This is a genomic window from Microbacterium sp. ER1 (assembly GCF_023383675.1).
In the GTDB taxonomy this organism is placed as follows: domain Bacteria; phylum Actinomycetota; class Actinomycetes; order Actinomycetales; family Microbacteriaceae; genus Microbacterium.
In genome coordinates this window covers 20,810-33,314 of sequence record NZ_QCXO01000138.1, presented here as the reverse complement: position 1 = coordinate 33,314, position 12,505 = coordinate 20,810, and the positions used below count along the sequence as shown (strand labels likewise).

Here is a 12,505-nt window from a genome sequence, read left to right as displayed (position 1 = left end):
CGCGCGGAGGACCGTGTCGCGCCAACTCGCCCTACGCTGGAGGCACGCCAACGCCAGGAGCACCGATGACCACTGTCCCCACCTTCCGCGCCCACAACGGCTTCGCCCTGCCGGCACTCGGCCTCGGCACGTATCGGCTGAACGGCGACGCCGGAGCCGACGCGGTCGCCCAGGCCCTCCGTGCGGGATACCGCCTCGTGGACTCCGCGTTCAATTACGAGAACGAAGGCTCCGTCGGGCGCGGCGTCGCGGCCTCCGGCGTCCCCCGCTCCGAGGTCATCGTGACGACGAAGCTCCCCGGACGGCACCATGCCCGCGCGACGGCGACCGCCAGCATCGAGGAGAGCCGTTCCCGCCTCGGCCTCGACGCGACCGACCTGCACCTCATCCACTGGCCGAACCCGAGCCAGGACGAGTACGTCGAGGCGTGGGAGGCGCTCGTGGACGCCCAGGCGCGGGGCGTCGTCCGCCAGATCGGCGTCTCGAACTTCCTCCCCGAGCATCTCGAGCGCATCGAACGGGAGACCGGGGTCCGGCCGGTCGTGAACCAGATCGAGGTGCACCCGTACTTCCCGCAGGAGGAGCAGCTGGCCTACCACCGGGAGCACGGCATCCTCACCGAGGCCTGGAGCCCGCTGGGGCGTGCGCAGGCCCTCCTCGACGAGGACGTCGTCCGCGAGGTGGCCGCCGCTCACGACATCACGCCCGCGCAGACCGTCCTCGCCTGGCACGTGGCCAGGGAGACGGTCGCGATCCCGAAGGCGTCGTCCGCGGAGCACCAGGCCGCGAACCTCGCCGCCGCCGCCGTCGTGCTCGACGACGCGGAGGTCGCCGCGATCACCGCACTCGGACGCGCGGACGGGCGCCTGTTCGACGGCGATCCCGCGGTGCACGAGGAGTCCTGAGCGGGGAGGGCTCAGACGCGCTGCGTACCGAGCACGCGCAGGAACTCCAGCTTCCCGGCCGCCTCGCTCCCCGGCTGCGCCGTCAGGACGATGAGCGCCTGCGACTCGTCCTCGGTGAACAGCGCCTGGCAGTCCACCTCGATCTCCCCGAGCTCCGGATGCACGATCACCTTGTGCTGCTCGAAGCGACGGGCGACCTCGTGGGCCGCCCAGAGCCGCACGAACTCGGGACTCCGTTCCGACAGATCCGCCACGATCTCCCCCGCCCGCGACCGCGCGCCCATGGTGCCGTACGCCGCGCGCAACGCCGCCACCAGCGCCCGTGACTGCCGGGGGTGATCGACCTCCCGGTACCGACGCCGTTCCTCCTCCGGTCGCGCGAACCAGCGATGGATGCCGCTCCGGTCGAGCCCGGTCAGACCGCTCGCGTCTCCGATCAGCGCGCGTGAGGCGTCGTTCTGCACCAGCACCTCGTCGAGAGCCGAGACCACGAACGCCGGGGTGTCGTGCAGACGGTCGAGCACGCGGAGGATGCCGGGACGGACGTAGTCGGTGATCACCGCGCGATCGGGAGCGCTGAGCCCGCTGAGCCGGTAGAGGTAGTCGCGCTCGTCCGAGGACAGCCGCAGCGCACGGGCGAGGGCGGCGAGGATCTGCGCGCTTGGCTGCGGGCCCCGACGCTGCTCGAGACGCGTGTAGTAGTCCGTCGACATGGTCGCCAGCTGTGCGACCTCCTCGCGGCGCAGTCCGGCCGTCCGTCGCCGAGTCCCCTCGGGCAGGCCCACGTCGGCAGGACGCAGCGCCTCCCGACGGCGCAGGAGGAAGTCGGCCAGGGCGTCACGATCCATCCGTGCAGTATCCCCCGGACGCGGGACGGGATCCAGGGACCGCCGATCCCCCGATCAGCCGTCTCTGGAACGGCGCGGACGCAGCGTCGAGGCTGGGGCCATGGACATCACCGGAAACACCATCTTCATCCCCGGCGCGACGAGCGGGATCGGTCTGGCGCTGGCCCTCCGGCTGCAGGAGCGTGGCAACACCGTGATCGTCGGGGGACGCCGAGAGGACCGGCTGGCCGCGATCGCCGCCGCGCATCCCGAGCTTCACACGGTCCGCATCGACACGGCCGACCCGGCGAGCATCGACGAGGCCGCGGCCGCGGTGCTCGCCGCGCACCCGACGCTGAACGTGCTGGTCACGATGGCCGGCATCATGCGGGCGGAGGACTGGACCGCGCCGGCCGGCTTCCTGTCCACCGCCGAGGAGACCGTCACGACGAACATCCTCGGCCCGATCCGCCTCATCGCGGCCTTCATCGAGCACCTGCAGACCCAGCCCTCGGCGACCATCATGACCGTCTCCTCCGGTCTCGCCTTCGCACCCCTGAAGGTCACGCCCACATACAACGCGAGCAAGGCGGCGATCCACATGCTCAGCGAGTCGCTGCGGCTGCAGCTCGCGGGCACGACTGTCGCGGTGCAGGAGCTCGAGCCGCCCGCCGTGCGCACGGACCTCATGCCCGGGCATGCGGAGAACGAGGCCGCACTGCCCCTCGACGCGTTCATCGACGAGGTCATGACGCTCATCGAGACTCAGCCCGACGCGACCGAGATCCAGGTCGAGCGGGTGAAGTTCCTCCGCTACGGCGAGGCGCGGGGCGACTACGACGAGGTCGTGGCGGTGCTCAACCGCACGGATCCGCACGGCCGGTGAACCCCGGTGGGGCGGTCCGCCGCCCCACCCGCCGTCACTCCTGCAGGGATGCGGCGACCGCGGTGAGCGCCTCGGCGGACTGCCGCAGCAGCTCGAGCTCGCGATCCGAGAACGCGGTCGTGCGGATCGGGAGGGCCCCGGCGGCGCTGACGATCGACGGCACGGACAGGGCGACGCCGTCGATCCCGTGGAAGTCGCGGAGAACCGTGCTCACGGGCATCACCGCATGCTCGTCCCGGAGGATCGCCTCCACGATGCGGGCGCTGGAGAGCCCGATCGCGTAGTTCGTGGCGCCCTTGCCCTGGATCACCTTGTAGGCGGCGTCGCGGACGTCGACGGCGATCTCGTCCAGCTCCTCCAGAGTGAAGCGCGGGTGCCCCGGGGTCTCCCAGTCGAGGATCGGGACCGTGCCGATCGTCGCCCGCGACCAGAGCGGGAACTCGGTGTCGCCGTGCTCTCCGATGATGTGGGCGTGCACGCTGGCCGTGGACACGCCCGCCCGCTCCCCCAGCTTCCAGCGCAGCCGAGACGTGTCGAGCACGGTGCCCGACGCGAAGATGCGCTCCGGCGGCAGTCCTGTCTCCTGCTGCGCGATGACCGTCAGCACGTCGCACGGGTTCGTGACGATGACGTAGACCGCATTGGGCGCGACCGACAGCAGCTCCGGCATCATGCGCCGGATGATGCCGGCGTTCACTCCGGCGAGCTCGGTGCGCGTCTGACCCGGATTCTGCTTCGCTCCCGCCGTGATGACCACGACATGGGAACCGGCCGCCACGGAGATGTCGCTGCCGCCGATGATGTCGCTGCTGCCGGTGAACTGCGTGCCGTGCGCGAGGTCGAGCACCTCCGCCTCGACCTTCTCCGTCGCGATGTCGTACAGGGCGACGTGGCGGGCCGATCCCCGGATCAGAGCCGCATAGGCCACGCTCGATCCGACGCTTCCGGCGCCGACGACGGTGAGCTTCGAGTTCTCGATGATCTCCATGCGCCCATCCTGACAGCGCGGGCGCCGCGACGGCAGGGGTCTCGCCGGGAGAATGGCGTCGTCGTCAGACCGCCGCGGCCACCGCATCCGCAGCGGTGCGATGGGCGAAGCGGAAGCCGGACTGCTGCAGCGCCTCGGGCCGCACGTCCGCATCCGGGAGCAGCAACGATTCGGCGGCGTCGCCGAGAGCGAGGCGCAGCGCCCACCGCGGAGCGGGCAGCCAGAACGGCCGATGCATCCGCTGCGCGAGCGCGCGACCGATGTCGTTCGCGGACGCCCGGGTGGGCCCGGTGAGGTTGACGGGCCCCGCGAGCTTCTCATCGAGGACATGGCGGATACCGCGCACCTCGTCGTCCAACGAGATCCACGGCCAGATCTGCGTACCCGGCCCCAGCGGGCCGGCGACGCCGAGCTTCGTCAGCGTGATCATGGGTCGGAGCACCCCCCGGCGGTGGATCACCGGTGCCGTCCGCAGCAGGGCGACCCGCGTGTGGTCCTCCGCTCGTCGCGCGGCCGTCTCCCAGCGCACGGTGAGGTCGGCGAGGAAGGTGCTCCCGGGGCCGGAGTGCTCGGTGAGCACCTCGCCGGGAGCCGATCCGTAGTAGCCCACAGCGGAGGCGGAGAGGAAGGCGGGCGCGTCGGTGCGCAGAGCGCGCAGGGCCGTGGTCAGGGTGTTCGTCGCGTCGAGCCGCGACTCGACGAGCTGACGGCGATATCCGCGCGTCCACGGGAGCCGGCCGACGCTCGCGCCTCCGAGGGCGACGACGGCCTCCGCTCCCGCGAGCGCATCCGGGTCGAGCGCGGTGTCCCCCGGCGACCATTCGATCTCGCCCTCCGCCTGCGGAGGACGTCGCACGAGGGTGCTCACCTCGATGCCGTCCGCCCGCAGGGAGGCGGCGAGGGCGGAACCGATGAGGCCTGAGGCCCCGCTGATGACGATGCGTCGCGCCATTGCCGCTCCCCGCTGCAATCGATACGGGTGGGCCCTGCCGGGATCGAACCGACGACATCCACGGTGTAAACGTGGCGCTCTACCAGCTGAGCTAAAGGCCCTGGTGCGCTCAGTCTATCCGGGCGCGGATGCGCACCCGTGTCGTGGAAGAGGGATAGGCTGAGGTCGGCGCGCGTTGTGCACGGCCGACAAGGCTGCCCGTGTCGCTTCCCGTTTCCTTGGCATGACCTGCCAGCTTGACGAAAGGTTCCCCCGTGACCGTCCACGACCAGGATCCGTACTCTCAGGGCCCCCTCGACAGCGATCCGGAAGAGACCGGTGAGTGGCAGCAGTCGCTCGACGAGCTGGTGGACGCCAAGGGCCACGGCCGCGGGCGCGAGATCATGCTCAGCCTGCTCAAGCGCTCCAAGGAACTGCACCTGAACGTGCCGATGGTTCCGACCACCGACTACATCAACACCATCGCCCCGGAGAACGAGCCTGAGTTCCCCGGCGACGAGGAGATCGAGCGGCGCTACCGCGCCTGGATCCGCTGGAACGCCGCCATCACGGTGCACCGCGCCCAGCGCCCCGGCATCGGCGTCGGCGGTCACATCTCCACCTACGCGTCCTCGGCGGCGCTGTACGAGGTGGGCTTCAACCACTTCTTCAAGGGCGCGGACCACCCCGGTGGCGCCGACCAGATCTTCATTCAGGGCCACGCCTCCCCCGGCACCTACGCCCGCTCCTTCCTCGAGGGTCGCCTCACCGAGGACCAGCTCGACGGCTTCCGCCAGGAGAAGTCGCACGCGCCGAACGGCATCCCGTCGTACCCGCACCCGCGCCTGATGCCGGAGTACTGGCAGTTCCCGACCGTGTCGATGGGTCTCGGCCCGATCAACGCGATCTACCAGGCGATGTCGAACAAGTACCTCGAGAACCGCGGCATCAAGGACACCTCGCAGTCGCACGTCTGGGCCTTCCTCGGCGACGGCGAGATGGACGAGGTCGAGAGCCGCGGTCAGCTGCAGGTCGCCGCCAACGAGGGCCTCGACAACCTCACCTTCGTCGTGAACTGCAACCTGCAGCGTCTCGACGGCCCGGTGCGCGGCAACGGCAAGATCGTCCAGGAGCTCGAGTCGTTCTTCCGCGGCGCGGGCTGGAACGTCATCAAGGTGATCTGGGGCCGCGAGTGGGACGACCTGCTCGCCCGCGACACCGAGGGCGCACTGCTCAACCTCATGAACGCCACCCCCGACGGCGACTACCAGACGTACAAGGCCGAGTCCGGCGCGTACATCCGGGAACACTTCTTCGGCCGCGACGAGCGCGCCGCCGCGCTGGTCAAGGACTACTCCGACGACGACATCTGGAACCTCAAGCGCGGTGGCCACGACTACCGCAAGGTCTACGCCGCTTTCAAGGCCGCGACCGAGCACAAGGGCAAGCCGACGGTCATCCTCGCGAAGACCGTCAAGGGCTACGGGCTGGGCCCGCAGTTCGAGGGCCGCAACGCGACCCACCAGATGAAGAAGATGACGCTGGACAACCTCAAGACGTTCCGCGACGCGATGCACATCCCGATCACGGACGCGCAGCTCGAGGAGAACCCGTACCTGCCCCCGTACTACAACCCGGGACCGCAGGACGAGACGATCCAGTACATGCTCGAGCGCCGCAAGGCCCTCGGCGGCTTCCTCCCGGAGCGCCGCTCGACGCACGTCGGCCTGTCCCTTCCCGAGGAGAACGCCTACGCGCTCCCGAAGAAGGGCTCCGGCACGCAGGAGATCGCCACGACCATGGCGTTCGTCCGTCTGCTGAAGGACCTGCTGCGCTCGAAGGAGTTCGGCCACCGCATCGTGCCGATCATCCCCGACGAGGCGCGCACGTTCGGCATGGACGCGTACTTCCCGACCGCGAAGATCTACAACCCCAACGGCCAGCACTACACGTCGGTCGACCGGGAGCTGCTGCTCGCCTACAAGGAGAGCCCGCAGGGACAGATCGTCCACGTCGGCATCAACGAGGCCGGTGCTCTCGCGGCGTTCACCGCCGCGGGCACGTCGTACGCGACGCACGGCGAGCCGCTGATCCCGATCTACATCTTCTACTCGATGTTCGGCTTCCAGCGCACCGGTGACGCCCAGTGGGCCGCCGGCGACCAGATGGCCCGCGGCTTCATCATCGGCGCCACCGCCGGGCGCACCACCCTCACGGGTGAGGGCCTCCAGCACGCCGACGGGCACTCGCACCTGCTCTCCTCCACCAACCCGGCGACGGTCTCCTACGACCCCGCGTACGGCTACGAGATCGCGCACATCATGCGCTCCGGTCTCGAGCGGATGTACGGCGGGCAGCACGAAGACCCGAACGTCATGTACTACCTCACGGTGTACAACGAGCCGATGGTCCAGCCCGCGGAGCCGGCCGACGTGGATGTGGACGGCATCGTCCGCGGCATCCACCGCGTCTCCGTCGGCGAGGGCGACGGCCCCCGTGCCCAGCTTTTCGCCTCCGGCGTCGGCCTGCCGTGGGCGCTTGAGGCCCAGGAGCTGCTGAAGAAGGACTGGGGTGTCGTCGCCGACGTGTGGTCGGTCACCTCGTGGACCGAGCTGCGCCGCGACGGCCTCGTCGCCGACGAGCACAACTTCCTCCACCCGGACCAGGAGCCGCGCACCGCCTACCTCACGCAGAAGCTCCAGGGCGCCGAGGGTCCCGTCGTCGCGGTCAGCGACTTCATGCACGCCGTGCAGGACCAGATCCGCCCGTGGGTCCCGAACCGCTTCGCCACGCTCGGCGCCGACGGCTTCGGCTTCTCGGACACCCGTGCCGCGGCCCGCCGCTTCTTCAAGATCGACGGACCGTCGATCGTCGTGCGCACGCTGCAGGCGCTGGCCGAGGAGGGCAAGGTCGACCGCGGCCTCTCCGCCCAGGCCATCGAGAAGTACCGCCTGCACGACGTGAACGCCGGCACGAGCGGCAACGCAGGCGGCGAAAGCTGAGCCCTCGGTGACAGCTGCCTCCGCCGCCGGCATGGACAAGGCCGCCACGCTCACCTGGCTGCGCCGGATCTCCGGCGACATCGCCACGGTGACGATCAAGCGGCTGGAGGACACCCTCCCCTGGTACGCCGACATGCCACCGGCCCGCCGCTCCGCGGTCGGGCTGGTGGCGCAGGCGGGCATCACCTCGTTCATCCAGTGGTACGACGACCCGACGTCCACCCCGTGGATCGCCGCGGACATCTTCGCCGCCGCTCCCCGTGAGCTGCTGCGGAGCGTGAGTCTGCAGCAGACCCTCCAGCTCATCCGCGTCACGGTCGAGGTGACCGAGGAACGGGTGGCGGGCAAGGGCGAGCACCTTCGCGAGGCCATCCTGCTCTACTCGCGGGACGTGGCGTTCGCCGCCGCCGACGTTTACGCGCGCGCCGCCGAGGCCCGCGGCCTCTGGGACGCGCGGCTCGAGGCGCTCGTCGTCGACTCGATCCTCACGGGCGAGGCCGACGAGGAGCTGCCCAGCCGGATCGCCGCTCTCGGGTGGCACGGCCACGGAGAGGTCGCGGTCCTCGTGGGCACCACGCCTCCGCAGTTCGACGTCGACCTCGTGCGTCGCACGGCGCGGAAGCTCGCGGTCGACGTCCTCATCGGCGTGCAGGGCTCGCGCCTCGTGCTCGTGCTCGGACGCGCGCGCGTCGAGGGCCAGGAGGGCGAGGACGAGGAGCTCGGGTTCCAGGAGATCGCGGCTCGTCTGGAGCCGTCGTTCGGCCCGGGGTTCGTCGTGCTGGGGCCGGCTGTCGCTGCCCTCGTCGACGCCAGCCAGAGCGCGCGTGCGGCGCTGGCCGGATTCGCGGTGGCTCGCGCCTGGCGGAGCGCACCGCGGCCCGTCGAAGCCGACGATCTGCTCCCGGAGCGCGCCCTCGCCGGCGACCCTCTCGCGAAGCAGACCCTGATCGAGCGCATCTACCGCCCGCTGCAGGCGCACTCGACCGACCTCGTCACGACGCTCTGGAGCTATCTCGACAACGGCCGTTCCCTCGAGGCGACGGCCCGCGAGCTCTTCGTGCATCCGAACACCGTCCGCTACCGCCTGAAGCGGGTGAGCGAGGTCATCGGGTGGGACGCGACCGGGCCCCGCGAGGCGCTCATCCTGCAGACGGCGCTCATCCTCGGCTCCATCGGGGCCGCGGAGCAGGTACGCCGCCGTCCGCCGCTGCGCCGCCCTCCGCGCTGACCCACCCGGTGCATTCTGTGCGCCACACACAAGGGTTCCGCGCAATCTTGTGATGGATCATCCACCGTTCTGCCGCGATCGTTGGCAGACTGGGTGGGTGATTGTCGTCGTCTGCCCTGGACAGGGCTCGCAGACCCCCGGATTCCTCGCCCCCTGGCTCGAGCTCGACGGAGTGGAGGAGCGTCTCGCCACCTACTCCGAGGCCGCGCAGGTCGATCTCCGCACGCACGGCACCGAGTCGGACGCGGACACCATCCGCGACACCCGGGTCGCCCAGCCGCTGATCGTGGCCGCCTCCCTCGTCGCCGGTGATGCTCTCGTGGCCGCCGCCGGTCGCCGCGCGGACGGCATCGCCGGGCACTCCGTCGGGGAGATCGCGGCGCTCGTCGGCAGCGGCGTGCTGGACGCCGCGACGGGCATGCGCCTCGTCGGCATCCGGGGGCGGGCGATGGCCGATGCCGCCGCCCAGACCCCGACGGGGATGAGCGCGGTCCTCGGCGGCGATGAGGAGACGCTCCTCGCCCGCCTCGCCGAGCTCGGCCTCGCGCCGGCGAACTTCAACGGCGGCGGGCAGATCGTCGTCGCCGGTCCTCTCCCGGCCCTGGCAGCTCTCGCCGAGGAGCCGGTCAAGGGCACCCGCGTGGTGCCGCTCCAGGTCGCCGGAGCGTTCCACACCGACTACATGGCCTCCGCCGTCTCGGCGCTCCGCGACGCGGTCGCCGACGTGCAGCCGTCCGACCCCGAGATCACGCTCTGGACCAACCGCGACGGCTCGGTCGTGACCGACGGAGCGACGGCGCTCGACTACCTCGTCGATCAGGTCTCCTCCCCCGTTCGGTGGGACCTCTGCATGACCTCCTTCGCCGACGCCGGGGTGACCGGCGTCATCGAGCTCGCCCCCGCGGGCGCCCTCGTCGGTCTCGCCAAGCGCGGCCTGCGCGGCGTGCCGACGGTCGCCGTGAAGACCCCCGAAGACCTCGAAGCCGCCGTCGCGCTGCTGAACGGAGAAGCCGCATGACCGCCTCCCTCGCCCAGATCGCCGGGCCCGCCTACACCCGCATCTACGCGTTCGGCGCGGCTCGCGGCGAGAACGCGGTGCCCAACGAAGACCTCATCGGGCCGATCGACTCCAGCGACGAGTGGATCCGTCAGCGCACCGGCATCGTCACGCGCGCCCGGGCGGACAAGGAGACGGACGCCATCGACCTCGCGACCGCGGCGGCAGCCGAGGCCATCGAGAAGTCGGGCGTCCCCGCCGACCAGGTCGACCTCGTCATCGTCGCGACCATCAGCAACCCGAAGCAGACGCCGTCGGTCTCGGCCATCGTCGCCGACCGCGTCGGGGCCAACCCGGCCGCGGCGTACGACATCAATGCGGCCTGCGCCGGCTACGCCTATGCGGTCGCGCAGGCGGACGCGCTCATCAAGGCCGGCGCCGCCCGCCACGCCCTCGTGATCGGCACGGAGAAGCTCTCCGACGTCGTCGACCCGACCGACCGCAGCATCTCGTTCCTCCTCGGCGACGGCGCCGGCGCCGCTCTCATCGGCCCCAGCGACACGCCGGGCATCGCCCCCGCGGTCTGGGGCAGCGACGGTTCCAAGGCCGGCGCCGTCGGTATGAACGGCACCCTCACGGACTTCCGCGACGGCGTGGTGCCGTGGCCGACGCTCCGCCAGGAGGGCCCGACGGTCTTCCGCTGGGCCGTGTGGGAGATGGCCAAGGTCGCCCGGGAGGCGCTGGACAAGGCCGGGATCGAGGCCTCCGACCTCGCCGCCTTCATCCCGCACCAGGCCAACATGCGCATCATCGACGAGTTCGCCAAGCAGCTCGGTCTGCCGGAGACCACCGTCATCGCCCGCGACATCGAGACCACCGGCAACACGTCGGCCGCCTCGATCCCGCTCGCCAGCCACCGCCTCATGGCCGAGCACCCGGAGCTCTCCGGCGGCCTCGCCCTGCAGATCGGCTTCGGCGCCGGCCTCGTCTTCGCAGCCCAGGTCGTCGTCCTCCCCTGAAGACGCGTCGACCTTCCCTAGACTGTTCCACGGTTCCGAATACAACCCGCAAGAAAGAGGAAGACCACCATGGCTTTCACCAACGATGAGGTCCTCGCCGGCCTCGCAGAGCTGATCACCGACGAGACCGGCATCAACGCCAGCGAGGTCGCCCTGGAGAAGTCGTTCACGGACGACCTCGACATCGACTCGATCTCGATGATGACGATCGTCGTCAACGCCGAGGAGAAGTTCGGCGTCACCATCCCGGACGACGAGGTCAAGAACCTGAAGACCGTCGGCGACGCCGTCAACTTCATCGTCGCGGGCCAGGAGTAATCCCGGCAGGATGCCACCCTCGCCCCGCGCGGGGCGTGGCATCCTCCGGCCCTGCCCATCCCCCGCACGAACTCGTTTCGACAAGGAACCACACCTCATGACCAAGCGCATCGTCGTCACCGGCATCGGCGCCACCTCCGCCATCGGCGGGACGGCCCCGGAGAACTGGGACAACCTTCTCGCCGGTGCCTCCGGCGCCCGCACGATCGAGCACGACTGGGTGCAGGAGTACGACCTGCCCGTCACGTTCGCCGCCTCCGCGAGCGTCCGCCCGGAAGAGGTGCTGCCCCGCCACGAGGCGAAGCGTCTCGACCCCTCTTCGCAGTTCGCGCTCATCGCGGCGCGCGAGGCCTGGGAGGACGCGGGCTCGCCCGAGGTCGCTCCCGAGCGCCTCGGCGTCGACTTCGCGACCGGGATCGGCGGCCTCTGGACGCTGCTCGACGCCTGGGACACGCTGCGCGAGAAGGGCCCCCGCCGGGTCATGCCGCTGACCGTGCCGATGCTGATGCCGAACGCGGCCGCCGGCAACCTGTCGCTGCAGTTCGAGGCCCGCGCCTATGCGCAGACCGTCGTCAGCGCGTGCGCCTCCAGCACCGAGTCGATCATCCACGCCTTCCACCACCTGCAGGAGGGGCTGGCCGACGTCGTCATCGCCGGCGGCACCGAGTCGGCGATCCACCCGATCACGATGGCCGCGTTCGCGTCCGCGCAGGCGCTGTCGCGCCGCAACGACGACCCGGCCCACGCCTCCCGACCCGGCGCGATCGACCGCGACGGCTTCGTGATGGGCGAGGGCGCCGCGGCCCTCATCCTCGAGACCGAGGAGCACGCCAAGGCCCGCGGCGCGAAGATCTACGGCTACGTCCTCGGCGGTGGCGTGACCGCCGATGCGTACCACATCACCGGCAACGACCCGGAGGGCAAGGGGGCGGCGCGTGCCGTGATCCAGGCACTCGAGGAGGCCGGCATCACGCCCGACCAGGTGACGCACATCAACGCCCACGCGACCTCGACCCCGGTCGGCGACCCCAACGAGTACGTCGCGCTGAAGAACGTCTTCGGCGACCGGATCGACGAGATCCCGGTGTCGGCCACCAAGGCGTCGACCGGGCACCTCCTGGGCGGGACCGGCGCGCTGGAGGCGATCTTCTCCCTCCTCGCGCTGCGGGACCGCGTGGCTCCGCCGACGATCAACATGACCGAGCCGGACCCGGAGGTGCCGTTCCGTCTGTCCGGAGAGGCGGCTCCGCTCGGCGACGGCCCGCAGATCGCCATCAGCAACTCGTTCGGCTTCGGCGGACACAACGCCGTGCTCGTGCTGGGCGGCGTCGACTGACCGTTTCCGCGTCCACGATGAAGGCCCCCGGGATGTGATCCCGGGGGCCTTCATCATGCGCGGTCCGC

11 protein-coding genes and 1 tRNA gene are annotated in these 12,505 nt (G+C 70.8%); 8 read left to right on the top strand and 4 right to left on the bottom strand.

Annotated elements, in window-relative coordinates; genetic code table 11:
* The first annotated feature begins 65 nt into the window (after nucleotides 1-65).
* Nucleotides 66-905, top strand: coding sequence for an aldo/keto reductase (locus tag BV453_RS13445; RefSeq protein WP_025103609.1), 840 nt, complete (start codon nucleotides 66-68; stop codon nucleotides 903-905).
* Nucleotides 906-916: 11 nt separating this feature from the next.
* Here the strand turns inward: BV453_RS13445 and BV453_RS13440 are convergent, their stop codons facing one another.
* Nucleotides 917-1,753 carry a helix-turn-helix transcriptional regulator gene (locus BV453_RS13440; RefSeq protein ID WP_249521824.1) on the bottom strand — a complete coding sequence of 279 codons (837 nt, stop codon included), beginning with the start codon at nucleotides 1,751-1,753 and terminating at the stop codon, nucleotides 917-919.
* A 100-nt stretch (nucleotides 1,754-1,853) separates the two neighbouring features.
* Between BV453_RS13440 and BV453_RS13435 the strand changes: the two genes are divergently transcribed.
* Complete coding sequence (locus BV453_RS13435) at nucleotides 1,854-2,618, top strand: SDR family oxidoreductase (protein ID WP_249521823.1); 765 nt, start codon at nucleotides 1,854-1,856, stop codon at nucleotides 2,616-2,618.
* 34 nt (nucleotides 2,619-2,652) lie between these two features.
* Here the strand turns inward: BV453_RS13435 and BV453_RS13430 are convergent, their stop codons facing one another.
* From BV453_RS13430 to BV453_RS13420, 3 genes are all read right to left on the bottom strand, one after another.
* A complete protein-coding gene (locus BV453_RS13430) occupies nucleotides 2,653-3,606 on the bottom strand; it encodes an L-lactate dehydrogenase (protein ID WP_085607657.1) in 954 nt (317 codons plus the stop codon).
* 64 nt (nucleotides 3,607-3,670) lie between these two features.
* Nucleotides 3,671-4,558, bottom strand: a complete 888-nt coding sequence (locus BV453_RS13425; RefSeq protein ID WP_249521822.1) for a TIGR01777 family oxidoreductase — start codon at nucleotides 4,556-4,558, stop codon at nucleotides 3,671-3,673.
* A gap of 28 nt (nucleotides 4,559-4,586) precedes the next feature.
* Nucleotides 4,587-4,659, bottom strand: a tRNA-Val gene (locus BV453_RS13420).
* A 153-nt stretch (nucleotides 4,660-4,812) separates the two neighbouring features.
* Between BV453_RS13420 and aceE the strand changes: the two genes are divergently transcribed.
* The 6 genes from aceE (at nucleotide 4,813) to BV453_RS13390 (ending at nucleotide 12,437) form a co-directional block, all read left to right on the top strand.
* Nucleotides 4,813-7,539, top strand: coding sequence for a pyruvate dehydrogenase (acetyl-transferring), homodimeric type (aceE, locus tag BV453_RS13415; RefSeq protein ID WP_249521821.1), 2,727 nt, complete (start codon nucleotides 4,813-4,815; stop codon nucleotides 7,537-7,539).
* Between the two features lie 31 nt (nucleotides 7,540-7,570).
* Nucleotides 7,571-8,767 carry a CdaR family transcriptional regulator gene (locus BV453_RS13410; RefSeq protein ID WP_025103615.1) on the top strand — a complete coding sequence of 399 codons (1,197 nt, stop codon included), beginning with the start codon at nucleotides 7,571-7,573 and terminating at the stop codon, nucleotides 8,765-8,767.
* 97 nt (nucleotides 8,768-8,864) lie between these two features.
* Nucleotides 8,865-9,785, top strand: a complete 921-nt coding sequence (locus BV453_RS13405; protein ID WP_025103616.1) for an ACP S-malonyltransferase — start codon at nucleotides 8,865-8,867, stop codon at nucleotides 9,783-9,785.
* Entirely contained in the window at nucleotides 9,782-10,783 is a 1,002-nt protein-coding gene (locus BV453_RS13400; protein ID WP_249521820.1) for a beta-ketoacyl-ACP synthase III, read from the top strand. The genes BV453_RS13405 and BV453_RS13400 overlap by 4 nt, the downstream gene beginning before the upstream one ends.
* Before the next feature lie 69 nt (nucleotides 10,784-10,852).
* A complete protein-coding gene (locus tag BV453_RS13395; protein ID WP_017202249.1) occupies nucleotides 10,853-11,101 on the top strand; it encodes an acyl carrier protein in 249 nt (82 codons plus the stop codon).
* A 97-nt stretch (nucleotides 11,102-11,198) separates the two neighbouring features.
* Nucleotides 11,199-12,437 carry a beta-ketoacyl synthase gene (locus tag BV453_RS13390; RefSeq protein ID WP_025103618.1) on the top strand — a complete coding sequence of 413 codons (1,239 nt, stop codon included), beginning with the start codon at nucleotides 11,199-11,201 and terminating at the stop codon, nucleotides 12,435-12,437.
* Nucleotides 12,438-12,505: the final 68 nt, after the last annotated feature.